This window comes from Yoonia tamlensis (assembly GCF_900115105.1).
Taxonomy (GTDB): domain Bacteria; phylum Pseudomonadota; class Alphaproteobacteria; order Rhodobacterales; family Rhodobacteraceae; genus Yoonia; species Yoonia tamlensis.
Window position 1 is genome coordinate 67,243 of sequence record NZ_FOYP01000002.1, and the last position, 23,958, is coordinate 91,200.

At 57.2% G+C, this 23,958-nt stretch carries 25 protein-coding genes; 12 read left to right on the plus strand and 13 right to left on the minus strand.

The annotated features are described in order from the left end of the window. Window positions 1–64 precede the first annotated feature (64 nt). From BM320_RS12260 to BM320_RS12270, 3 genes are read right to left on the minus strand one after another with little or no spacing between them, the layout of a single operon-like run. Window positions 65–637: a MotE family protein gene (locus BM320_RS12260; RefSeq protein WP_090200751.1), complete on the minus strand. Its 573-nt coding sequence runs from the start codon at window positions 635–637 to the stop codon at window positions 65–67. Then, entirely contained in the window at window positions 634–990 is a 357-nt protein-coding gene (locus tag BM320_RS12265) for a hypothetical protein (RefSeq protein WP_090200753.1), read from the minus strand. The genes BM320_RS12260 and BM320_RS12265 overlap by 4 nt, the downstream gene beginning before the upstream one ends. A 9-nt stretch (window positions 991–999) precedes the next feature. Then, window positions 1,000–1,494 (minus strand): flagellar basal body-associated FliL family protein, encoded by a 495-nt coding sequence (locus BM320_RS12270; protein ID WP_090200754.1) that lies wholly within the window; start codon window positions 1,492–1,494, stop codon window positions 1,000–1,002. Between the two features lie 120 nt (window positions 1,495–1,614). Here BM320_RS12270 and fliF point away from each other — a divergent pair, with 120 nt between their 5' ends. Genes fliF through fliP form a run of 4 tightly spaced genes read left to right on the plus strand, consistent with a single transcriptional unit; the run spans window position 1,615 to window position 4,765 of the window. Next, entirely contained in the window at window positions 1,615–3,195 is a 1,581-nt protein-coding gene (fliF, locus tag BM320_RS12275; protein ID WP_090200756.1) for a flagellar basal-body MS-ring/collar protein FliF, read from the plus strand. Beyond that, window positions 3,195–3,749, plus strand: coding sequence for a FliH/SctL family protein (locus tag BM320_RS12280; RefSeq protein ID WP_090200758.1), 555 nt, complete (start codon window positions 3,195–3,197; stop codon window positions 3,747–3,749). Before fliF ends, BM320_RS12280 begins: the two co-directional genes overlap by 1 nt. Further along, on the plus strand, window positions 3,742–4,035 hold the full coding sequence (locus tag BM320_RS12285; RefSeq protein WP_090200759.1) for a FliM/FliN family flagellar motor switch protein: 294 nt from the start codon (window positions 3,742–3,744) through the stop codon (window positions 4,033–4,035). Before BM320_RS12280 ends, BM320_RS12285 begins: the two co-directional genes overlap by 8 nt. A 1-nt stretch (window position 4,036) precedes the next feature. Beyond that, window positions 4,037–4,765, plus strand: coding sequence for a flagellar type III secretion system pore protein FliP (gene fliP, locus BM320_RS12290; protein ID WP_090200761.1), 729 nt, complete (start codon window positions 4,037–4,039; stop codon window positions 4,763–4,765). 40 nt (window positions 4,766–4,805) lie between these two features. Here fliP and BM320_RS12295 read toward each other — a convergent pair whose 3' ends face one another. The 6 genes from BM320_RS12295 to BM320_RS12320 all read right to left on the minus strand — a co-directional run bounded on the left by BM320_RS12295 (window position 4,806) and on the right by BM320_RS12320 (window position 11,142). Then, window positions 4,806–5,912: a flagellar basal body P-ring protein FlgI gene (locus BM320_RS12295; protein ID WP_090200762.1), complete on the minus strand. Its 1,107-nt coding sequence runs from the start codon at window positions 5,910–5,912 to the stop codon at window positions 4,806–4,808. Continuing rightward, entirely contained in the window at window positions 5,912–6,916 is a 1,005-nt protein-coding gene (locus tag BM320_RS12300) for a flagellin (RefSeq protein ID WP_242651049.1), read from the minus strand. The genes BM320_RS12295 and BM320_RS12300 overlap by 1 nt, the downstream gene beginning before the upstream one ends. 1 nt (window position 6,917) lies before the next feature. Beyond that, window positions 6,918–8,366 carry a flagellar hook-associated protein FlgK gene (gene flgK, locus BM320_RS12305; protein ID WP_090200764.1) on the minus strand — a complete coding sequence of 483 codons (1,449 nt, stop codon included), beginning with the start codon at window positions 8,364–8,366 and terminating at the stop codon, window positions 6,918–6,920. Window positions 8,367–8,385: 19 nt separating this feature from the next. Beyond that, complete coding sequence (locus BM320_RS12310) at window positions 8,386–9,708, minus strand: flagellar hook protein FlgE (protein ID WP_090200765.1); 1,323 nt, start codon at window positions 9,706–9,708, stop codon at window positions 8,386–8,388. A gap of 94 nt (window positions 9,709–9,802) precedes the next feature. Beyond that, window positions 9,803–10,642 (minus strand): flagellar motor protein MotB, encoded by an 840-nt coding sequence (locus BM320_RS12315; RefSeq protein ID WP_090200767.1) that lies wholly within the window; start codon window positions 10,640–10,642, stop codon window positions 9,803–9,805. Between the two features lie 92 nt (window positions 10,643–10,734). After that, window positions 10,735–11,142 (minus strand): hypothetical protein, encoded by a 408-nt coding sequence (locus tag BM320_RS12320; protein ID WP_090200768.1) that lies wholly within the window; start codon window positions 11,140–11,142, stop codon window positions 10,735–10,737. A gap of 171 nt (window positions 11,143–11,313) precedes the next feature. Here BM320_RS12320 and BM320_RS16435 point away from each other — a divergent pair, with 171 nt between their 5' ends. The 6 genes from BM320_RS16435 (at window position 11,314) to BM320_RS12350 (ending at window position 16,323) form a co-directional block, all read left to right on the plus strand. After that, a complete protein-coding gene (locus BM320_RS16435; protein WP_165615051.1) occupies window positions 11,314–11,484 on the plus strand; it encodes a hypothetical protein in 171 nt (56 codons plus the stop codon). After that, window positions 11,469–11,996 (plus strand): isopentenyl-diphosphate Delta-isomerase, encoded by a 528-nt coding sequence (gene idi / locus BM320_RS12330; protein ID WP_242651050.1) that lies wholly within the window; start codon window positions 11,469–11,471, stop codon window positions 11,994–11,996. Before BM320_RS16435 ends, idi begins: the two co-directional genes overlap by 16 nt. Before the next feature lie 55 nt (window positions 11,997–12,051). Continuing rightward, window positions 12,052–12,582, plus strand: coding sequence for a gamma-glutamylcyclotransferase (locus tag BM320_RS12335; protein ID WP_090200773.1), 531 nt, complete (start codon window positions 12,052–12,054; stop codon window positions 12,580–12,582). Window positions 12,583–12,737: 155 nt separating this feature from the next. Beyond that, window positions 12,738–13,814 (plus strand): biopolymer transporter ExbB, encoded by a 1,077-nt coding sequence (locus BM320_RS12340; RefSeq protein ID WP_090201539.1) that lies wholly within the window; start codon window positions 12,738–12,740, stop codon window positions 13,812–13,814. A 3-nt stretch (window positions 13,815–13,817) separates the two neighbouring features. Next, complete coding sequence (locus tag BM320_RS12345) at window positions 13,818–15,566, plus strand: peptidoglycan -binding protein (RefSeq protein WP_090200775.1); 1,749 nt, start codon at window positions 13,818–13,820, stop codon at window positions 15,564–15,566. Between the two features lie 79 nt (window positions 15,567–15,645). Further along, window positions 15,646–16,323, plus strand: coding sequence for a dimethylsulfonioproprionate lyase family protein (locus tag BM320_RS12350; protein ID WP_090200776.1), 678 nt, complete (start codon window positions 15,646–15,648; stop codon window positions 16,321–16,323). A gap of 45 nt (window positions 16,324–16,368) precedes the next feature. On the opposite strand, the gene clpA is transcribed toward BM320_RS12350, so the two are convergent. Next, window positions 16,369–18,693: an ATP-dependent Clp protease ATP-binding subunit ClpA gene (gene clpA / locus BM320_RS12355; RefSeq protein ID WP_090200778.1), complete on the minus strand. Its 2,325-nt coding sequence runs from the start codon at window positions 18,691–18,693 to the stop codon at window positions 16,369–16,371. A gap of 179 nt (window positions 18,694–18,872) precedes the next feature. Then, window positions 18,873–19,649, minus strand: a complete 777-nt coding sequence (gene gloB / locus BM320_RS12360) for a hydroxyacylglutathione hydrolase (protein WP_090200780.1) — start codon at window positions 19,647–19,649, stop codon at window positions 18,873–18,875. A gap of 62 nt (window positions 19,650–19,711) precedes the next feature. Between gloB and BM320_RS12365 the strand changes: the two genes are divergently transcribed. After that, window positions 19,712–20,476, plus strand: coding sequence for a methyltransferase domain-containing protein (locus BM320_RS12365; RefSeq protein ID WP_090200782.1), 765 nt, complete (start codon window positions 19,712–19,714; stop codon window positions 20,474–20,476). Between the two features lie 44 nt (window positions 20,477–20,520). After that, window positions 20,521–21,624 carry a THUMP domain-containing class I SAM-dependent RNA methyltransferase gene (locus tag BM320_RS12370; RefSeq protein WP_090201540.1) on the plus strand — a complete coding sequence of 368 codons (1,104 nt, stop codon included), beginning with the start codon at window positions 20,521–20,523 and terminating at the stop codon, window positions 21,622–21,624. Here the strand turns inward: BM320_RS12370 and BM320_RS12375 are convergent. Together BM320_RS12375 and BM320_RS12380 are read right to left on the minus strand one after the other, a co-directional pair. Further along, the gene (locus tag BM320_RS12375; protein WP_090200783.1) at window positions 21,621–22,262 is read right to left on the minus strand and encodes an ATP-binding cassette domain-containing protein; all 642 of its coding nucleotides are present in this window, start codon (window positions 22,260–22,262) and stop codon (window positions 21,621–21,623) included. The genes BM320_RS12370 and BM320_RS12375 overlap by 4 nt on opposite strands. After that, on the minus strand, window positions 22,255–23,946 hold the full coding sequence (locus BM320_RS12380) for an ABC transporter permease (RefSeq protein WP_090200785.1): 1,692 nt from the start codon (window positions 23,944–23,946) through the stop codon (window positions 22,255–22,257). Before BM320_RS12380 ends, BM320_RS12375 begins: the two co-directional genes overlap by 8 nt. Window positions 23,947–23,958 lie beyond the last annotated feature (12 nt).

Consider the following 23,958-nt stretch of genomic DNA (forward strand, 5'->3'; position numbering starts at 1 on the left):
GTTCAATCGCCACCATTGGCATTCGAATCTATGCTACCGCAAAGGTGTTAAGTTTCTCTCAGCGCTATTGCGTCGGGACATTTGCATTGCGTCCAGCCAACACGACGCTAAACGAATAGGCCGTTTCGGGAGCAAGCTCGGTCATGATTAGTGCAGCTGCATCGGGTCGCATCATCCCTAAAAACCCTGCCGCAAACTGCGGTGACATCTCGGCAAAAAGTGCGGCTGCTTCTTTGGGTTTCATGTTTTCATAAACAGTGGTGAGCCGCTCAAGATCGGTTGATGCGGCGCTGTCGGCAAGCGCGATTGTCGCGCGCAATGCTTCCTCGGCGGCCACAAGCGCCTGCAATTTCACCTCGATTTCGACCTCGGCATCACGCAGTGCCTGCATACGGTTGCGCAATTGCGCCTCGCGTTCGTCCAGTCTGGCTTCACGGGCTTGCAGCGCCGCAAACAGGGCGCCCGTCCCATCACCGGCCTGCGCGGGTTCAATGATGCTATCGACATGTTCGCGATCACTGTTTGCAAGGGCGGGTCCGGCATAAACACCCATGCGCACCACGGCAGACGCAATCAGCATGCATGATATGATGTGCAATGTACCGCGCCCGGCACGCCGTTTTGCCGGGCGCGTCATTGGTTGCCCTCAGGGCCGCTTGGACGGCGCACAAAAAACGGGCTTTCGGTTTGTTTTGGCGTTGCGGGTTCGGGCAAGTCATGAAGCGATGCAACAAGCAGCTCCAGGCGATGTCCGGCGGCCTCTGCACGGCTGCTGACACTATCAAGGGTGTCCACCGATGATTTGGCGGTGGCCTGGGCTTGGGTCAGGGTTTTGGTCAGATCGTCAACCTGCACGGACAACACAGCAACTGCGCCGCCAACACCTTTTTCAAGATCCGTAAAACGGCGCAAACGCCGCGATAATACAAGGCAATAGAAACCTGCGGCCAAAGCCCCGGAAATTAACAAAACATCTGCAATCATGGTCATCTTGATCCCCTAGCTTAGCACAAATTCCATAATGAGCAGGTCGCGAACCCGCCCTTCTCCGGCAACAATCTGTATCCGCCGCAGCATCTGCCCGCGCAGTCGCGTCAACGCTGCCGGATCCTCGAGTTCGGCCAGATCTACCGCGCGCAAATAGCCATTAATGACATCCACGATCCGGGGTTTGATCGCGGCTACCTCTTGGGCGTACTGCGGTGCGACTTCAAGCTGCGCAGAAAACCGCAAATGATCACGCCCGCCACTGCGCGGCAGCGAAATCACGAGCGGATCAAGCGCAACAAAAGTCGCAATTTCGACGGCCGGCGCAGGCGATTCGTCGGCATGCGCGGTCGCGTCCTGCCCATGCTCTGCCCCGCCTAGAACACCGGATTGCACAGCGAAAAACCCGCCACCGCCACCCAACAAAGCAAGCACAATACCAATCAAAAGCGGCTTTTTGGACCCTTTGGCAGGTGTATCTTCGGGGGTGTCCGTTTCTTCCGGCATCACACTGTCCTTTTTGTTCTTTGATGAAATCTACATAAACTGTGAAGCCCTAACCGATTGTTAAGGCTCGTGGTTCAAACTCGGCCTATCGGCAGAATGCCAAAGCGATGGAGAACCAGTTTGCAAAGCCTCAGCACCGTTTGGACCGCGCTCGATGCGCGCCGCAGAATTTTTGTCCTGTTTGCAACTGTTGCGGTCTTTGCTGCCATTTTGGCATTGGCCAAGGGCGCCGGAACCAAGGATATGTCACTGTTATTTGGCGGAATTGAAGGCCGCGCCGCAGGTGACGTGATAACAGCGCTGGACCAGCGCGGCGTCGCATACGAGGTGCGCGGCAATGCAATCTACGTGCCGACGGGCCTGCGCGATACGTTGCGCATGGGGCTGGCCGGCGAAGGACTACCCGCAAGCGACAGCCAAGGGTATGAACTGCTTGATTCTCTGTCAGGGTTCAGCACGACATCGCAGATGTTCGATGCGGCATACTGGCGTGCAAAAGAAGGCGAACTCGCGCGGACAATTCTAGCGAGCACACATATCCGCGCTGCGCGGGTGCATATATCGACACCCGCAGCACGGTCGTTCCAGCGTGATCAGACACCCACCGCCGCTGTGACCGTCACAACGGCTGGCGGCACGCTATCTGCGCCACATATCAAGGCTTTGCAGTATCTTGTTGGCGCCGCCGTACCTGGGCTTTCGCCAGATTCGGTTGCGGTCATCGATGATAACGGCGGTCTATTGTCAGACACGGACGGGAACGCGGTTTTGCCCGGTTCGGACGAACGGGCCGACGCGCTGCGCCAAAGGGCAGAGCGTCTTCTTGCTGCGCGGGTTGGGGTCGGAAACGCCGTCGTCGAAGTAACCGTAGACACGGTTACCGAAACCGAAACGATCTCGGAAAGGCGCGTCGACCCCGAAAGCCGAATCGCGATCAGCACCGATGTGACCGAAAGCACAGGCACATCAAACGACAGCCGCGGCGGCGATGTTACCGTCGCGTCAAACCTACCGGATGGCGACGCAGCAGGAACATCCGGGGCTTCGAGCAATGAAAATAGCGAAAGCCGCGTGTTAACCAATTATGAGGTTTCCCAGACTGATCGGCAATTGCTGCGTGCGCCGGGCGCAATCAAACGGCTGACCGTCGCAGTATTGGTTAATGATGTCATGACAACAGCAGCCGACGGCGCCCAAACATCCAGCCCGCGCAGCGCAGAAGAGCTGGCAGCGTTGCAAGAACTTGTCGCCTCGGCCATCGGAATCGACCCTGCGCGCGGTGACGTCATAACGCTGAAATCAATGCCGTTCGAACCGATCGCGCAGCTCGGCACTCAGGCTGGACCCTCCGTCGCGGGGGTGGCGCTTGATTCAATGCAGCTCATTCAAATCGCGGTCCTCGCAATTGTTGCCTTGATCCTCGGGCTGTTTGTTGTGCGACCGATACTAGCACCGGTCGCCATATTACCCGCGCCGGGCGTAAATGATGACGATGGCGCGCTTGCCGAAATTGCGCCGCCGATTGCGATGGCGCTCAGCGATGACAGTCTGGGGGATTTCATGGGCGGCGATCTTGGTTCGATGTCCGGTGATGACGACCCAGTTTCACGGCTTCGCCAGATAATTTCCGACCGTGAAACCGAGACAATACAGGTCCTGCAGGACTGGATCGAAGACCCGGCACCAAAGGTTAATGCATAATGGCACAGCAACTTGCGCTCGAATCGTTCGAACACGGCTTGGATTCCGCGGATTCGGCCGAATTTGAGACCGGCTATCAAGAAGGCTATGCCGCGGCGCTTGCCGTGGCCAATGAAGAAAAAAGCGCGCGCGATGACGCATTTATTCAAGCAATTACCGATATTGAATTTTCCTATTCCGAAGCCCAAACGCAGATTCTTGAAATGCTTTCGCCACTGTTTACGGCGGTTATCGAAAAACTATTGCCACGTATCAGCGTTGAAAGCTTTGGCTTGCTGCTAATCCAGACAATTCATGAGGCAGCGCAAATTGATACGGCCAAAATGCCTGTCATTCACCTCCACCCCAGCCAGCGGCAAAACGCTCAGAACCTCGCGCGCGAACATGGGTTGGAGATCGTGATTGAGGACGATCCGGATTTGTCGCCACAAGCAGCCTGGATCGGGCAGGGAAAAACAGAAACTTACCTCGATCTGGACGGTTTGCTTGCACAAACACGCGCGACGCTTAGCGCAATTTCCGACGTAAACAGAAGGACAAGCCCACATGAATGACACGACAAATGATCTCCGCGCTGCGGGTGACGGAAACCCGCTCCGCCGTATCCCGATCGAAATTTCAGTCTCTGTTGGCAAGGCGCGGCCACTCGTGCGTGATCTGCTTTCGCTTGGCGAAAACGCAATCCTTGCGCTCGACAAGCGCATTGAAGATCCCGTCGAGCTCTATATCGGTGACCGGTTGATCGCGCGCGGAGAACTGCAAGAACTTGACGGCGGCGAGCCTGGTCAGCTTGCCGTGCGGTTGACCGAAGTTGTGTCCGACACTGACGAGCTAAGCTAGCATGCTCAGACAAATCTTTTGCTGCGCGATTGCATTAACCATCACTGCTACCCCTGCGTTCGCACAAGATGTGGCGATTACATTTGGCAACGACGGATCACTTGCCACGCGTTCGGTTCAGCTCATCATTGTCATGACAGTGCTAAGCCTCGTGCCCGGTATTGCCATTATGGTTACCTGCTTTCCCTTCATCGTCACCGTTTTTGCAATTCTTCGGCAGGCAATCGGGCTGCAACAGTCGCCGCCCAACATGCTTATCGTCAGTCTTGCACTATTTCTGACCTATTTTGTGATGGAACCGGTCTTTCTTGAGGCCTGGAACGCTGGCATTGAACCAATGATGAACGGCACACTACCGCTTGAGGAAGCGTTCTTGCGCGCGATGGAACCGCTGCGCGCATTCATGACGGGCCGCATTGACCCGGATACATTTGTCGCAATGGCAGAATTGCGGCCCGATGTCGGTGCGCAAACTTCGGCTGCGGATGCACCGCTTTCGGTTCTGGTTCCATCTTTCTTGCTAAGCGAAATGGCGCGCGCCTTTGAAGTTGGTTTTCTGATCTTCTTGCCGTTTCTGATCATTGATCTTGTCGTCGCCGCGGTCTTGATGTCGATGGGTATGATGATGGTCCCTCCGGCCATTGTTTCCCTGCCGTTTAAGCTTGCTTTCTTTGTTGTCGCGGATGGCTGGGGGCTTATCGCCGCCAGCCTTGTTCAGAGCTACACTTAAAGGGCGCGATCCTTGCGGTTCAACGTCGGCAATCAACGCCCTAACGCACAATAAACTCGGCATGCAATGCACCGCTCGCTTTGATGCTTTTGAGAATATCGATCATATCACGCGGTGCCACGCCTAGTGCGTTTAGCCCTGCGACAACCTCGCTTAGCGACGTGCCTTCAGATACCTCGGCAAGGCCGATGCCTGGTTCGTCAACGATTGCAGCATTTGTGCGAGGGACAACCACAGTTTCGCCCGGCGAAAACGGGTTTGGCTGTGACACGATCGGCGCTTCTTGTATACGCAAAGTAAGATTACCCTGGCTGACCGCGACGCGGCTGATCCGCACATCTTCACCCATCACAATCGTTCCGGAACGCTGGTCGACAACCACACGCGCGCGGCGTTCAGGTTCGACAAGTATGTTTTCAATCCGCCCCAATGCATGTGCTGGCGACGGCATGCGGGTCGCCGCAATGTTCAATTCAACCGTGCCGGCATCCAGCATGACAGCAACGCCGTGCCCGAAATCTTGGTTAATTGCCTGCTCGATGCGCCCGGCAGTCGTGAAATCCGGAGTTCTGAGCGCCAAACGCAGCATGGTCATACCTGCAAAATCAAACGCCACTTCGCGTTCGACCGTAGCGCCCGACGGTATCACGCCTGCCGTAGGCACGCCCTGCACAACACTCGCGCCATCACCGGTTGCCGCAGCGCCGCCTGCGATAATTGTGCCCTGCGCCACCGCGTAGATATCGCCATCCGCCGCGTTCAGTGGCGTCATGATCAGCGTACCCCCCAAGAGGCTATTTGCATCGCCGATCGCGGATACGGTTACATCAATCGGGCTTCCTGCGCGCGCAAATGGCGGCAGGCTCGCTGTTACAATGACGGCTGCAACATTTTTCGGGCGGAACTGTTCGCCCGTGACATTCACGCCCAATCTTTCAAGAACGCTACTCAGGATTTCTTCGGTGAACGGTGCATTTCGCAACCCGTCACCGGTTCCGTTCAACCCGACAACCAACCCGTAGCCGACCAGATCATTTGAACGCACGCCGTCAAATTCGACCAAATCCTTAATGCGTATCGGTGCCGCCTGAAGCAAAATTGGCAGGCAAACAGCAACAAGTAAGGTGAACAGTTTGATGATTTTCATTACATATGGCTCAACAAGCTTAGCCGTGACAAACGCGCGGTCACAGCATAATGGGTTTCTAGCTGCAGCTGCATCGCTTGCAAACGCGAGGCCGTATCAAACGGATCGGCCGAAACATGGTCATTCTTCGCAATTTCGAGCGCTGTAATCTGTGCAGAGATTTCAGCCTGTTCGCGCCCAACGCTTTCTTCGGCAAATCCGATTCGCGCCTGCACTGCGACGAGCCCGCTCGTGGCGCCAAACAATCCGATTCCGGCCTCTTGCAGCAAGCCCGAACGGGTGCCAACCGCAAGACCCGGCATTTCATGTGTAACAGCAGCAAGCGCCGCCGACTTTAGGGTCGATTTGAGCGCCGGATCATCGGCGCGCACATCTATTGTCAGCGTTGTGTTTTCAGAAATCCGTTTTTGAACGGCGGGACCTGTATCGCCCTCATAGCCCATCGTCGCAAAGCCACCCAATGGATCGTTGAACCAGGTGTCGACGGCTGCCGAAATCGCGGCCTGACCTGTCGCGCCACCAATTGCCGCCTGGATGCTTGCGATCATATCCGCAGCATTTGCAAGTGGCGCAGACGCGACCTCTGCGCCACCAAACAATGACCGTTCGGCCACACGTGCATTCAACAGATTCACCATTGTATCAAATGTCGAGCGCGCCGCGCGTGCAGCCTCGGTCACCTGATTTTCATTGCTACTATCGCTTATCAACAGCAACTGGCTGCTTGTTGCATCCCCGGCGGCCTGCATCTGGCCCAGCATTGTCTGCATCTGCCCCAAGCTGTGTCCCGTCTCGGAAGCGGTAGCGGCATAACTGTCGAGCAGCGCAAGGCTATGGTTAATGCCTGAATATCGCGCAGTATCGCCGCCCAAATGCTGCACAATATCTGTTACCCGCCCCGTCGAAAGGCTTTGCGCTAGGTTGGATAAGTCTGCTTTGATGGCTGATCCATTGCGCATCGAGATGAATTGCCGGGCCATATCGCCCACGGGGTTTACGGGCATCTTATATCTCCATCAATCGTTGCATCATGAAGTCTGCCGTTTCGATCACCTTGGCGTTTGCAGCATAGGCCTGTTCAATCAGCATCAAGGTTTGCAGTTCAATGTCTGTATCGACACCGTTTGCCAATTCAGCTTCGTGCAGTGTGTCCCAACGCGCCGCCGCATAGCTAAGTTTTTCCTGCGCCCCCAAGCGCATCGTGCCCAATTGGGATGTAAAATCAGCAATGCGGCCAAATGCCGATGTTATGGCTGCGCCGGGCAGATCTGCACGGGGGACTTGCAATGCATCGAGCAGATTGTTGAATTGCGCGGGATTCCCGGTCGGACCGGCTGTCGCGGCATTCAGCCCGTCGCGCAGCAGGCTTGGGTCGCCGCCATTCTTGTAATCAATCGCCGCATTTATCGCGATTCGCCCCGCAAGACCGGGAATATCGGCCAAATCCAGTGGGCCACCTTCATCCGTCAAAAGGCCAGTGTCCCCCGGAACCAGCGTCGGGTCTGTTGCGGGGTCCTCAAAGCGCGCTATCAGGTCAGCCGCAATTTCATCAAGTGACGACTGGACAGTAACCAAAGTCGAATCGCGCAGTTCAAATGATGCACCCAATGACCCGCCGCCAAGCCGCCCGATTCCGGTAGCAGGGTCAATCGCCACACCATCTAGCGTGATCCCCGAAAGCGCCCCGGACGCAAAGGTCATGTCGCCGGTGATGGTCGGGGTGCGCACAAATCCGAATTCAACCGCCCGCGCGTCAAGCAATGTTGTCCCGTTGGGTGTCATAAGTGCAATTGTACCATTGTCGCGTTCAATCTGGCGCAGCGGCACGATATCCGCAATCTTGTCGACGATCTGCTGGCGAGCATCAAAAAGCGCCGATGGGTCTGCGCCGGAACTTTTTAGCCGCAACACATCTTTGTTAAGTTCGCCAACCTGCACCAGCGCCGCATTCAGTTCATTGATGTCCTTGTCAATCGCGGCGTCTGCGGCTTGCCTTGATCCTTGCACGGCTTGTGTATTGTCGCGCAGCACCTGCGCCACATCGCCCAGGCGCAGGGCAACATCCGCAAGCCGCAGATCCGACGCGGGATCGCTGGCCGCACGAATAAGTGCCGTTTCAAAGGCGGCCAATTTTGCACCGATTGATCCAGCATCATCAGGTCCGCCAATCTGCTGTTCCAGCCTTGTGAGCGCATCTACGGATTGTTGGTTTGCAGACATCGCCGCGTCTGCCAGTCGCCGGTCAGCCAGCAACCCCGCATCAACAAAACGATTGATCCCCTCTACCCGCACGCCGCCACCAAACTGGCCCAGTTGCAGCGATGAAAGCTCTACCGAGCGCCGCCCGTATCCGTCGGTCATCACGTTTGACAGGTTGCTTGATACAACCTCGGCCATGCGCGAAGATGCGGTAAGGCCCGTGATCGCATTATTGAGTGCGCTGGAAATGCTCATCGCGTGTCGCTCCTACCGTTTAGCGTTTGATATTCGTGGTCTCTTGCAGCATTTCATCCACGGTCTGGATGACCTTTGCGTTTGATGAATAGGCGCGCTGCGTCTGGATCAGTTCCGTCAGTTCGCCGGCGACATCTGTCGCGGATTCTTCGCGTGCATAGCTGACGATATCACCGGTTGGCCCATCGCCGGCATCCCACAGGAAAAATGTCCCGCTATCGGGGGTGACCCGATAGCTTTGCTGGTCCAGCGCCTCGAGCCCGTTTACGTTCGGCACATCAACCAGCGGGATCTGGTAAAGCACCCTATTAATTCCGATATCAAAACTGGCCCGCACATAGCCGTTTTCGTCGATTTCGATAGAGGTCATACTGCCAACCGGCGTGCCGTTTTTCGAAATCGAGACCGGTGCAAATGCATCCGATAGCTGTGTCAGCCCGATAGAGCTGCCAAGCTCGCCGATATTGATGTCCATCGGCCCACCATCAACGGCAATTGTCAGCGCGCCGGTGACCGGATCATAGGCACCACCCGGACCAACGTTGACGACACTGGCAAGCGTCCCGCCACCGCCGCGGCTGTCATCAAAGGTCAGGGTATATATGCCGACAATATCGGGAATGCCGTTCAGGTCGACATCAGATTCGCTGTCGCGAATTTCCATCGTCCATTCATTTGACGCGCCGGTCGCAGGGACCGTTGGCGTAAAAGTAATGCCAAGGTTTGATGAGGCGCCAAGGTTGTCAAAATATTCGACCGTCAGCGTTTCAATCTCGCCTGCTGATCCTTCGCGTGTGGATGTCGCGGGCAGGTTGACCGATAGATCGACGCGTGTTGTCGCCTCTCCCGCGAATTGGTTGGCGTTGATCTGCACAGGCACAAGCCCGTCAATCGAATCGCGCGGGTAATTGGGGATTGTGCCGTCCACGGCCGCCGGCACACCAAGCAGGACCATCCCGCCGGGCGTGCGCAAATAGCCTTGCGCATCGGGTCGGAACGATCCTGTTGTTGTTAGAAACAGGGGGTTTTCACCATTATTGACGGCGACAGATGTCTCGCTTGTGACAGGCAGCATGCCGCGCCCGCGCACGGCCAGATCGGTCGGGTTGCTGGTCGAAACCAGCGCACCGCGCTCATCGACAAGCCGCGAAGTCGTTGTTCGCACGCCACCCGCAGAATAGGTGCCCTGCCCGCTTTCGATGACCATAGAATGGAAATCCGTGACGACCCGTTTGTAACCATAGGTCGAAGAATTCGAAATATTGTCGGAAATCGTCGCGAGCCGCGAGGCATTCGCCCGTAGCCCAGCAACACTGGCGTTCAAAGAAGATGAAATGGTCATGGCGGAGCCTTTCTGCGTCGGAAATCATGCCTTCTCATCGTGCTTAAACGCCCAGACTTAATATGGCCCTAACGCATAAAATTCACCGCAGTTTTCAAATATCCGAACGCAGCAGGATAATTTCGATCCGGTTGTTGCGCGGCGCGGTCGAATCGGCGACAGCGGGCGCACGATCACCGGCACCGGCCAATTGCGCGATCCGGCGCGGATCAAGCCCGCCGTCTTCGAGCAGCAACCGCATTTGCGCCGCGCGCGCCATCGACAAGTCCCACATCGGGTTTTCGACAGCAAGAATTGTGCGCGCGCGCAAATGCCCCCTGATCTCGACGGGGTTTTTTACCGAATCAAACAGGCGGGCCAGGATCGCGGCAATTTCAGCCGTGATAGGATGGGGCGTTGCGGTATCGGCAAGGAAAATTTCAGCATCGGGTAGATCAAATATCTCGATGATCAGCCCTTCATCGGTGAGTCGCGTCACGATATGCCGCAATGCCTGATCCGACACCATGCTTTCACCGCCCGCCCCCATTAGCACGGCCTCGATGTCGCGCAGCGCGGCAACCTGCGCAGCAACTGCGGCGGCTTCGCCGTCGGTGGTGTCTTCGACGCGCACAGGGTTCTGACCGATTGTCGGCTGGCTGATTCCGGTGCCGCTTTGTGCCAGCGAATCTTCGGTGAAAATATCAGCGCCACCAAAGGCGCCCGAGCCGCCACCCGAAATCCGGTTGATCGGGATCGTCGGCGAAAAATAGTCGGCAATCCCCTTGCGTTGCTGTTCGGTGGTCGCGTTCAGCAGCCACATCAGCATGAAAAAAGCCATCATCGCGGTCACAAAATCTGCATAGGCCACTTTCCATGCGCCACCGTGGTGACCACCGCCGCCCACAATTTTTTTCCGTTTGATTATCACCGGAGCATTGGAATTTGCACCCATTTCGCCACCTCATCATTCACCCAGTTTCCCTGATAGGGCCGCGGGTATGAAAGGAGACTTAAAGCTTTGGTTTATAATAAATTGTAAGCAGATTACTGGTCAAGAACCTCTTGCGCGCGCGCGAGTTGGTCATTGACCAGCAGCGGTGCGCCAAGCTGCGCGTCAATCTCGGAACGGACTGTATCCAGCGTATCACGTGCCGCCAAAAGCGCGCGCGTAAGCGCGACAAATGGCACCCCGAATTCGCCACGCTCATCACAGGCACGCAGATCCTGTTCGAGCACATAAAGATCACACCGCGCCGCATAAAGACGCCCCCAAAGCCGTTGCAATTCAACGTCTTGCGGCAAAATACGTTCGGCAAGACGGTCAAGCAGCGCCTTTTGCCTGACCGTCACCCCATAGTCGGAATCATGCGCGGCTGTTTCCAGTCGCAGTTGCAACACAACAATCCGGTCGATCAAATCGGCAGCCGCCAAGGGGACAAGTATCTCGTTCATGTCAAACCTTCCCATTCGCCCCGAGGCTATTCTGAAAACCTTTCCGGAATGTGTTCAAAAACCAGACCCGCTGCCCCATCCCACGGATGAAACAGATCCCGCATGCAACAAAAAGTCAAAAAGGGCACCGTACGGTGCCCCCATCAAAACGCTTGATCGCGGATGCCGTCTGTGTCTGAACACACGACAATGCAAAACGCCGCAGGCTGCGGGCCGGTTTATGCGCACGCGCATTTTGCGGCAACTGTCCCGAAACGCTGGTCGCTGCGGGGTGCAATCTGGCAAAAGCACGGCTATAGCTGCGCCAAGATATTGGGGCTTTGGTCATGGCAAAACAAATGATTCCCGCTTGGGTCGGCGGCACGCTTACCCCTGTCGAGAAACTCGAAGTTCACGAAAAGGGGCTGAAACACAAGGCCGTCAGCGTATTCTTGCTGCAACACGACCGGATATTGATCCAGCAAAGGGCGCTGGAAAAATACCATACGCCGGGGCTATGGGCGAATACCTGCTGCACGCATCCGCTTTGGGGGGAAACGGATGCAGATTGTGCGCAGCGACGCCTGCAAGAGGAGCTCGGAATTCAGGGGGTGGCGCTGACCTACCGCGATACGATCACCTATCGGGCCGATGTTGGAAACGGGTTGATCGAACACGAGGTCGTTGCGATATTTACAGGGGTGGCGCGTGATGATCTGGCGTTCACCCCCAACCCTCATGAGGTCATGGCGACGCGCTGGATCAGCTTGGCCGATCTCGCGGCCGACATGAACCGCGCGCCGCAAAACTACACCCCTTGGCTGCATATTTATCTGCGCGACCACGCAGCAAAGATACTGGGCGATCCGCGCTAGGGGTTTTCGTGCGGGCCATTCCGGTGTTTATGGGGGCAGGCAAAAGGGATTTATCATGGCGCTTTGGGTTTTTGGATACGGATCACTGTTGTGGAATCCCGGCTTTACACCCGTCAAATCCGTCAAAGCCTGCCTGCATGACTATCACCGCAGTTTTTGCATGCTATCGATCCACCACCGCGGCTCTGAAACTGAACCCGGGCTGGTGCTTGCACTTGACGCGGCAATGGGCGCGCGCTGCACGGGGGTTGCGTTTCAGGTGGCGGCCGAGGAAGAAGAAAGCGTTTTGCGCGAATTGCGCGAACGTGAACTGGTGTCCTCTGCCTATTTCGAAGAACATGTTGATCTGCATATCGAAAACGGCGAAACCCTGCGCGCGCTGGCCTATGTGATCGACCCCGACCACGTGCAATACTGCCAGTTCGACCTTGAAAAACAGGCGCAGATGATCGCCACGGCCGTCGGCCGGCGCGGGCCGAACACGGAATATCTGTTCAATACAGCCGCACATCTGGACCAGATGAACATCCGCGACCCCGATATGAAATGGCTGGTTGATCGGGTGCGTGCCTTGACGGCAACATGAATTGGTCGCCATTATAATTTATATGCGCCGTAATTCGCCGTTAATGATATGGGGCAATAAAGTCATTCAGGAATAAGGACTCCCATTCTGTGTCGGACAAACGGGAAGCCAAAGCGCAGCCGCAATTTTCGCAGCCAATTCGGCAAATCTTTTTCATGCTCGTCGTTTTGGGGCTGGTGGGGTCAGGGTTCTATCTTGGGCTTAGCCAGATCATGGCGATCTATAATTCGAACCCCTATCTGAATGCCGTGATCCTTTCGGTGTTCGGGCTTGGGGTGTTGTCGTGCATCAATCAGGTGTTCCAGCTGATGAAATCGGTGCGCTGGATCGAACATTTCGCCAAGGAAACGGGCGGGCACAGCTTTACCAAAGCGCCTTCACTGCTGGCGCCTTTGGCGACACTGCTGCGGTCACGCGGGGCACGGACCCAAGTGTCATCCGTTTCGGGTCGGTCGATCCTTGATTCCGTCGCGCAGCGGATCGACGAAGACCGCGAAATCACGCGCTATATCGGTAACGTACTGATTTTCCTTGGACTTTTGGGAACCTTCTACGGGCTTGCAACAACCGTGCCTGCCTTGGTTGATACCATCCGGTCACTTAATCCGGGCGAAGGCGAAAGCGGCGCGGACATTTTCGGGCGGCTGCAAGCAGGGCTTGAGGCACAGCTTGGCGGCATGGGCACCGCGTTTTCAAGCTCGCTTTTGGGGCTTGCCGGATCGCTGATTGTCGGGCTGCTTGAACTGTTTGCGGGTCACGGGCAAAACCGTTTCTACCGCGAGCTGGAAGAATGGCTGTCGACAATCACCCGCGTCGGGATCGAAGGCGAAGAAGGCGGTGGCATTACCGGACTTGATGCCTTTGCAGAGCAGCTCAGTGAACTGATGGACACGATGCAGATGACCATCGGCCAGAACGATACCGACCGCGAACAGACCGAACAACGGTTTTCACGGCTCGCGGCGGCGGTCGAACAGCTTGCACATATCACCACCGCCAACAGCAATAACAATGTGTTTGAACGGATCGCCGCGGGTCAGGAAAAGCTGATCAAAAAGATGGACGATAGCGGCATGGAAGGGATCGACGCAGAAAGCCGGATGCGTCTGCGGTCGATCGATGTGCAGATGCTGCGTATCCTTGAAGAAATGTCCGCAGGCCGCCAGGAAAGCATTGGCGATCTGCGCATGGATCTGGCCAATTTGGCCAGTGCGATCCGGGAACGGGGCTAGGCAATGGCGCTCAGCCGGAGATCATCGAACCGTTTTCAAAACGCCATCTGGCCGGGATTTGTTGACGCAATGACCGGGCTTTTGCTGGTGTTGATGTTCGTGTTGACGATTTTCATGGTGATCCAATTTGTGCTGCGCCAGACAATCACCGGCCAAGAAAGCGAACTTGACGCGCTGAACCAAGAGGTCGCCGCGCTGGCCACCACGCTCGGGCTTGCCCAAGACCGAAACAGCGCGCTAACCGCTGATCTGGACGCCGCCAATGCCGAATCCACGCGGCAAGCTAACCGGATTGTCGCGCTATTGGCAGATCGCGAGGCACAAGATGCCGCGCTCGCGCAGGCGCAATCCGACATCACACAGTTCGAGGCGCAGGTCGCAGGGCTTTTGGCGGATCGGGACGAAGCGCTTGCAAATGTTTCAACACTCGAGGCCGAAAAAGCGCAGCTTTTGACCGATCAAACAGCGCTTTTGTCGCAGCAAGAAGCGCTCAATCTGGCCTTGGCGCAGGCCCGTGACGAAATTGACAGCAACGTCGAAGAAGCACGGCTTGCCGCTGCACGTCGCGAGGCGCTTGAATCGATGATTGCCGATCTCGAATCCACCGCTGATGCACAATCTGCGCAGCTGGCAGAGCAAAACGCGCAATTGTCCGCGCTTGAAGTTGCGCAATTGGCGGATGCCGCCGCCGCCGAGGCACTGCGCGAACGGTTGGCAAACGCGGATACGGAACTGACCGCGATGACCCTGAACCTTGAACGGCAGCGGCGCGAAGCGGAAGAAACGCTAACGTTGCTGGCGGCTGCGCGCGCGGCACAAGATGAGCTGAACCTGCTGCGCGGTCAGGCAAACACCGAAATCGAAGCCCTGCAACTGGCACTGGCCGAGGCCCGCGCCGCATTGGCGCAGGCGCAAGGCAACCAGAACGCAAGATCAACCGAAGCCGCGCGTCAGGCGCAGTTGCTGGCCATGGCCAACGAAGCACTGGCCAACGAAGAGGCGCTTTCAGCCGAGGCGCAGCGGCAGGTCGCATTGATGAACGAACAAATCTCTGAAATGCGGGCGCAGGTTGCCAATTTGCAAACCCTGCTGAACCTTGCCGAAGAATCCGACCGCGAAGCGCAGGTGCAGATCGAAACGCTAGGGTCGCAGTTGAACACGGCATTGGCCCGCGTCGTATCCGAAGAACGCCAGCGCCGCGCGCTTGAAGAGGCCGAACGCATCCGGCTCGAGGCCGAAGCCGTCAGGCTCGCGCAGGAGGCCGAACGCCTGCAAGCCGAAGCGCAGAACCTTGAACAGTTCAAATCCGATTTCTTTGGCGAATTGCGCCAGATCCTTGAAGGCCAGGACCGCGTGCGGGTTGAAGGCGACCGGTTCGTGTTTTCGTCCGAGGTGCTGTTTGAACCCGGCAGCGCGCAGTTGTCACCGCTGGGCGAAGCGGAAATCGCCAATATCGCAGACATCTTGCGCAGCATCGCCGATGATATTCCTGCGGGGATCGACTGGGTGATCCGCGTTGATGGGCATACCGACAATATCCCCGTGGGCGGCGGCGGGCGCTACCGCGACAACTGGGAACTCAGCCAAGCACGGGCGTTATCTGTTGTGCGGTTCATGTCCGAAGACTTGGATATCGACCCGCGCCGTCTGGCCGCCAACGGCTTTGGTGAATTCCAACCGATCAACCCTGCTGACACCCCCGAAGCCCGCGCCCAAAACCGGCGCATCGAACTAAAGCTGACAGAACGCTAGGTGGGCGCGAAACACTTGCGGGAAAACCGAATTTAGTGCTTAGCTTTTGCATCCGCAATTGCACGCGACGGGTGGCCAGATGACTGAACAATTGCAACAGACGCCACGGCTTATGGATCAGCCCAACTGGGTCTATCTGCTGCGTGAAATCGATTCGCTCTACCGGTTTTGGTCTGACGGAGGCAGCGTGCCCATTCGCAGCCACCGCAAACGTGTGCGTGACCGGCTGTCTGCGGCAATCGCGCAAAACCCTGTGTTGATCGACAGACCCGCCATGCAAAAACCCGTGACCGCACATTTTGCCCGCGCGCTTGATCTCGGTGAACGCGGTGCCATGCAAGGGATCGCGCGCGCATTACGCGAAGTGCGCGACGACCTGACATGGGAATACGGATACGAAAAAGTCACCAGATCACTTAGCCAGAAATACGCCTATTGTGAAATTCTGGGTCCGCAAGGGCCGGTTTACTGCGAAACACTTATCTTGGGGTTTGTCCTGTTTGCGCCAAACACGACCTATCCACAACACAGCCACCAAGAAATCGAAGAAAGCTATATTTCGGTGGCCGGAGCATGGTCGGAAAACAATAGCGCGGTCTATGCGCCGGGGTCGTTGATCTTTAACCGTCCAGCTGATGAACACCGCATTACCACAGGCGACCGCGATCCATGTCTGCTGGCCTATGCATGGGTGGGGCCAAATGCGCGGCTAGCGAGCCCGCAAATGAAACTATCGGCGCCGCGCAAGGCAAAGTAGCGCGGCTGCGAAAAATGCCCGCCAGAGCGGCGGGCATTCATATGGTTATTCTGCGGTCAAAAGTGGAGGCTTATCACCGCCGCCTTCGATTTTCCCTGGTTCAGGTGCTTCATAGGTCAGGGCAAGCGCGCCCTTCTTGACGCCGACCTTCACGATCCCGCCCTTCATCAGCTTGCCGAACAGCAACTCCTCTGCGAGCGGTTTTTTGATGTGCTCTTGAATCACACGACCTAGCGGGCGCGCGCCCATTTTGGCGTCGTAACCTTTGTCAGCCAACCATTCGGCGGCGGCCGGGGTCAGGTCAATATGCACGTTGCGATCAATCAATTGCGCCTCAAGCTGAAGAACGAATTTTTCGACGACTTGCATGATCACAGGTTTCGGCAGCGCCCCAAAGCTGATCACCGCATCCAGACGGTTGCGGAATTCAGGGGTAAACGTGCGTTCAATCGCGGCTGTGTCTTCGCCCTCGCGCGATTCACGGCCAAAGCCCAGCGCGTTTTTCGACATTTCCGCCGCACCCGCGTTAGAGGTCATGATCAGGATCACATTGCGGAAATCGGTTGTCCGCCCGTTGTGATCGGTCAGCTTTCCGTGGTCCATGACCTGCAGCAGGATGTTATAGACATCCGGATGCGCCTTTTCCATTTCATCAAGCAAAAGCACACAATGCGGGTTCTGGTCGACACCATCGGTCAGCATGCCGCCCTGATCAAACCCGACATAGCCCGGAGGCGCGCCAATCAGGCGTGAAACGGCGTGTTTTTCCATGTATTCGGACATATCAAACCGCAGCAGTTCAACGCCCAGCGTATCCGCCAGTTGTTTTGCAACCTCGGTCTTGCCGACACCCGTTGGCCCTGCGAATAGGTAGTTACCAATCGGTTTTTCAGGTTCACGCAGCCCTGCGCGGGCAAGTTTGATCGCCGAAGACAGCGCAACAATCGCGGCGTCCTGACCAAAGACCACACGTTTCAGCGATTTCTCAAGATCCTTAAGAACCTCTGCATCGTCTTTTGATACGTTCTTGGCGGGGATGCGCGCAATTTTTGCAACAACGGCTTCGATGTCGCTTGCGTCTATCGTCGCTTTGCGGTCCGCCTCTGACAACAGATGCTGGGCCGCGCCCGCCTCGTCGATCACGTCAATCGCCTTATCGGGCAGCTTGCGGTCATTGATATAGCGTGCGGACAGTTCCACCGCCGTTTTGATCGCATCAGAGGTATATTTGACGCCGTGATGCTCTTCGAAATAGGGCTTCAGCCCTTGCAGGATCTTGATCGCATCAGGCACCGATGGTTCGGTCACATCGATTTTCTGGAACCGGCGCGCAAGCGCGCGGTCTTTTTCGAAATGCTGGCGGAATTCCTTATAGGTGGTAGAGCCCATGCAGCGCAGTTTTCCGCCCTGCAACGCCGGTTTGAGCAGGTTGGACGCATCCATTGCACCACCAGACGTGGCGCCCGCGCCAATAATCGTGTGAATTTCGTCGATAAACAGCACCGCATCGGGGTGGTCTTCAAGTTCTTTCATCACGGCTTTCAGCCGCTCTTCGAAATCGCCGCGATAGCGGGTGCCAGCCAAAAGCGCGCCCATATCAAGCGAATAGATCGTCGCCCCCGCCAAAACTTCGGGCACTTCCTTGTTGACAATCTTATGTGCCAGCCCTTCGGCAATTGCGGTTTTCCCGACGCCCGGATCACCCACAAGCAGCGGGTTGTTCTTGCGGCGGCGGCACAGCACCTGAATACAGCGTTCTACTTCGTGGTTACGGCCGATCAGCGGATCAACGTCACCTTTGGACGATTTTGCGTTCAGGTCGACACAATATTTGGCAAGCGCACTTTCCTTGGCTTCAGCTTCGCCCGCGGTAAATGTTTCGCCTTCGTCGTGGGAACCGGTAACCGGACGCTGTTCGCCGAATGCGGGGTCTTTGGCCACGCCATGCGCAATAAAATTGACCGCGTCATAGCGGGTCATTTCCTGTTCTTGCAAGAAATAGGCCGCGTTGCTTTCGCGTTCGGCAAAGATCGCAACCAACACATTGGCGCCCGTGACCTCATTGCGGCCCGAAGATTGTACATGGATCGCCGCGCGCTGGATCACACGTTGGAACGCGGCTGTTGGCACAGCTTCGGACCCTTCGACATCAGTGATCAATGTGGAAAGGTCATCGTCGATGAAATCCTCAAGATCTTTGCGCAGATCTTCCAGATTGACCGCACAGGCACGCATCACGCGCGCCGCATCCGGTTCATCAATCAGCGAAAGCAAAAGATGCTCTAGCGTGGCAAGTTCATGTTTGCGATCATTCGCAAGGGCCAGCGCCCCGTGAATGGCTTGCTCTAATGTTGTCGAAAATGATGGCACTTTTGTGCTCCTTCATATCGGGGTCAGCGGGTGCCTGGGCACATGCTCACCGTGGCCTCTTATCCTTAAGGTTTGGTTTTATGTCGGAACCTTCAAGGACTTTTTTTCATTTTGGCTTCACAAATTGCGTGAAACACTGTTTTTTCGGCAAATATTCACAAGACCCGCGCGCGCGCGGGTTAAAATTTGTCTTTCAGCGCCCTGATATGTGCAAAGACGGCGGCATCATCCGCCGTTTCCATCCCTAACGTCGCTTTGAACACTTGCACATCGGCGCGCAAAAACGGGTTCGTCCGCCGCTCTTCGCCCAAATTGGAGGGAACTGTCGGTTTTCCTGCGGCACGTGCTGCGTTGATCTGCGCCGCGCGCGTCACTAGCGCGGGGTTTTCGGGATCAACCGACAGCGCAAAGCGCGCATTGGATTGCGTATATTCATGACCGGAACAAACCAGCGTGTCATCGGGCAGCGCGCGCAGCTTTTGCAGGCTTTCCCACATTTGCGCCGGCGTGCCTTCGAACAGCCGCCCGCAGCCAAGCGCCATCAGGCTATCAGCGGTAAACGCATAGCCCGCATCCGGCATATAGACCGCGACGTGCCCCAAAGTATGCCCCGAGACATCAAACACCTGCGCAGGCGATCCGCACAGGGTCAGATCATCGCCCTCAGCCACCGCCAGATCAAGCGTGGGCAAACGGTGCGCGTCGGCCTTGGCGCCGATCACGCGGGCCGTGCCGCGCAGCGATTCAACCCCGTCGATATGATCGGGGTGGTGATGGGTCAGAAAAATGTCGGTCAGAACCCAGCCGCGCGCATCCAGCGCCGCTTTGATCGGGGCGGATTCTGGCGCGTCGATCAATGCTGTCTCGCGGGTTTGGCTATTGTGCACAAGAAACGCGTAGTTATCTGCAAGGCACGGCACAGTTACCAATTCCAGCGTTTTTGATGTGTTTCCCATAGCAATGTGCCTTTCTGTTGGTATGGTTCAAAGTAATCTTTGCCTAAGGAACTACAACCGCAATGCATCTGGATGTCCTGAATTTGCGTCAATTCTATTACCGCAGTGCGCTTGGGCGGGCCGCACAAAAGGTGATCCGCGACGAGCTGGCCCAAATCTGGCCCGAGGCAAAAGGGCAAATGGTGGTTGGTTTTGGTTTTGCGGTGCCGCTTTTGCGCCCCTATCTGGCGGATGCGCGGCGGGTAATCGGGTTGATGCCCGGACCGCAAGGCGTGATGCCCTGGCCACCTGGAGAGCGGAACCTGAGCGTACTTTGCGAAGATACGCTCTGGCCGATTGAAACGGGCCATGTCGACAAGCTGGTGATGATGCACGGGCTGGACACCACCGAACAGCCCACCGCCCTGCTGGACGAGGCCTGGCGCGTGCTGGGTCCCGGCGGGCGGGCGGTGTTTGTGGTGCCAAACCGCGCGGGGCTTTGGTCGCGGTCGGACAAAACGCCGTTTGGTTACGGGCGCCCCTATTCGCTGGGCCAACTAGAGGCGCAGTTGCGCCAGCACCAGTTCGTGATCGAACGAACGCTATCGACCTTGTATCAACCCCCTTCAAGCGGGCGGATATGGCGCAAATCAGCAGGGCTTCTTGAACGCGTTGGTCATGCCCTGCCATTGATCGCGGCCGGTGGCGTGCTGATGATCGAGGTCAGCAAACAAAAAGCCGCAACACCGCCCAGCGGGTTAACCGCGACTGTGCGCAGGCCGTTGCGGGTGCTGGAAGGCATCGCCAAACCAGCCGCAAACCCTGAAACGGCGCGGCGACCGACCTAAGCATTTGCTTGCATGCGGCGGCGTTTTCAGGTCATGCAAGCAAGATGGATCAATTCGAAATCTTTATGACCGGAACTCCGGGGCTAGAGGCTGCGCTGCATGCCGAAGCCATCGCAAACGGCTTTGCCGACGCCAAACTTGTTCAGGGTGGCGTGACTATCACAGGCGGCTGGCCCGATGTGTGGCGCGCCAATCTGAAAATGCGCGGGGCCACCCGTATACTGGCGCGTGTCGGATCGTTCATGGCGTTCCATCTTGCGCAGCTTGATAAGCGCGCACGCAAGTTCCCTTGGGGTGATTTATTAGACCCTAAACTGCCAGTTAGGGTCGAAGTTTCGACCAGCCGCAAGTCGAAAATCTATCATGCAGGGGCCGCGACCCAGCGGATCGAAACCGCCCTGCGCGAAAGCCACGGCATGGAAATCAGCGCCGAAGCAACCATCGTGATCAAGGCGCGTATCGACGACAATCGGGTGACAATCAGCCTCGATACTTCGGGCGAAAGCCTGCACAAACGCGGCCACAAAGAAGCGGTAAACAAAGCCCCCATGCGTGAAACATTGGCGGCGCTGTTTTTGCGTGAATGCGGCTATGACGGCAAAATGCCCGTGTTAGACCCGATGTGCGGCTCTGGCACGTTCCTGATCGAAGCCGCCGAAATCGCGCGCAGGCTTGATCCGGGGCGGACGCGCAATTTTGCGTTTGAACAATTTGCCAGCTTTGACGCCGACAAATGGGCACAGATGCGTGTGCAAAGCCCCACGCAAACCGACCAGCATTTTTATGGCAGCGACCGCGACGCTGGCGCCATCCGCATGAGCGAGGCCAACGCAAACCGCGCCGGTGTGGACGACCTGATCACGTTCCAAAACCATGCGGTCACTGACCTGCAACGCCCCAAAGGCCCGCCCGGATTGATCATCTGCAATCCACCCTACGGTGGGCGCATCGGCAATCCGAAACTGCTGTTCGGGCTTTATGGTAGTCTTGGCAAGACCTTGAAAGACCAGTTTTCCGGCTGGCGCGTGGGTATCGTGACCAGTGACGCGGGGCTGGCCAAGGCGACAGGCCTGCCGTTCAAACCTGCCGGTCCGCCTGTGCCACATGGTGGGCTAAAGGTCTGGCTGTTCCAAACCGGACCGCTTTAGCCCTGCACCTGCAACGTGATGATGTCACCGCCCGCAGCGGCGGCATCCTCGGCATCATGTGTGACCATCAGAACAGGCAGTGCCCGTGCCTTGGCGCGCGCAAAAACCAGATCGCGGACCTGCGCGCGCAACGCGGCATCAAGCCGCGAAAACGGCTCGTCCAACAGCAATGCGCAGGGCTCTGACAGCAACATGCGCATCAAGGCGACGCGCGCCTTTTGACCGCCCGAAAGGGTCGCAGGATCCCGGTCCGCGAAACCGGCCAAATCGACCTCGGCCAGTGCTTGCGCGATCTTTTCATGCCGCGCGGATTTGGTGCCGCCGGGGGCCAGCCCAAACGCAAGGTTTTCACCTACCGACAAATGCGGAAACAGCAGATCATCTTGAAACAATATCCCAACGCGGCGCTTATGCGCGGGAAAATGGGTAATATCCTGGCCATCAAGCTGCACTGTCCCACGCGCGGAAAAATCCGACGACAGCGTGCCGGTAATAAACGCAAGCAAGGTCGATTTGCCCACGCCGGACGGCCCCATCACCGTTAAAACCGTACCAGGCGCAATGTCATGCGACAGCGCAAGCAGGCGCTTACCTTGCTTAGAAATTTCCACATTCCGCAGGAATAGACCCTTATCCATCGCTTAATCCTTTCCTGTTGCGCCAGACAATGGCCGGAATCGCCAGTGCCAGCGCAAAGGGCAATAGCGCCGCCCCCGTTTGCATCAGCCCGTAGACGCCAATCGCGCGGCGATCCGCGCCTGATGCCAATGCGACGGCTTCGGTGGTCAAGGTTGTGACCCGACCGCCACCAATCAATAGCGTTGGCAAATATTGCCCCACCGACACGGCCAATCCGACGGCGAGCGCTGTAAGTATCGGGCGCAAAAGCATCGGCAGACGCACCCGCCAAAGCACCGCGTCGGGGCTAGCGCCCAGCGCTGCCGCAACCGTGCCTGTCCGCGCGTCCCATGCCCGAAACGGCGATGACAGCGACAAGAACACATAGGGCAACACAAACACCAGATGCGCCAGCATCACGGGCACACGCCCGTTTTCGGCGCCAATCCCCAGCATAAGTGTCTGTAGACCTGGCAAGAATGCGGTTTGCGGCACCAAAAGCGGCAGGTATAGCAACCATATCCCGCGCTGCGTGACTCGTAGCCCGAAACGATATTCTGCCTCGAGACAACCAATGGTCAGGATCAACGCCGCCATTGCCACAATGCCCGCAATCAGCGCCGTTTCCCCCAGTGCCGCAAGCGACCCCGGCCCGTGCCGCATCCAATTGCGCAGGGTGAACCCGTCAGGAATTGCATCGGGAAAACCCCAGTACCCTGCGAACGACCAAAGTGTCAGTACGACAAGCCCCAAAAACACGGCTGCGGCTGAAACGCCCCCCAAGAATAGGGCGGATTGCGCAAGAATAGGGTCACATTTTCCACGCGCACCCGTATCAATCCAATAGCGCCCGATGCGGGCGATCACGGCTTCGGCGATCCGCCAACAAACAAGCGCGCCGACTACCAGCGCCAGTTGCAGCAACGCGCCCGCAGCCGCCAATAGCCGCATGTCCAAGTCTGGGTCAGACATCCATTTGACGATTTGCACCGACAATGTGGGCGGTGTGTTCGGCCCCAAAATCACCGCCACATCCACAACCGACATCGCATAGGCCAGCACCACATAGACCGGCAATCTTATCTGCGCATATACGCGGGGAAATACGGTTTTCAGCCAGCCCGTGACCCGCCCATAGCCCAAGGCTTGCGCGATCTTCAGGCTGCTTTGGCTTTGCGCCTGACCCAATGCGGCGATGCTGATCAGGATCAGAAACGGAATTTCTTTGACCACAAGCCCTGCCATCATGGTCAACCCCCACGGGTCTTGGACAATCAGCACATCTGGCGGGCGGTCCCAACCCGTTATCGCGGGCGATAAAACCCGCGCGATCCAGCCCGAAGGTGCGATCAGAAACGCCAAGCCAAACGCCGCCGCCGCATGTGGCACCGACAATAGCGGCGAAAGTAATCGTTCAAGAACGCCAAACGCCCGCGTGCCCGACCATCCGGCAAGCAAAAGCATGACAACCGCAAGCGCAATAACGGTCGCACCGACCCCGGTGCTGAGCGACAATAGCATCGCACGCGGTAGACCCGGCCAGTCAAACACCGCTTGAAACGGATAAAGCGAGGGGCCAGTCAGCCCTGCCGCTGGCAAATGCCCGAACGCAGGCAGCACCGCCCCCCATAGCCCTGCCGCGACAGGGCCGAGCATCAGCAAAAGCGTCAGCGCAGGCAGAATCGGCAAAACGGGACGCCGCATCAGATCAAACGC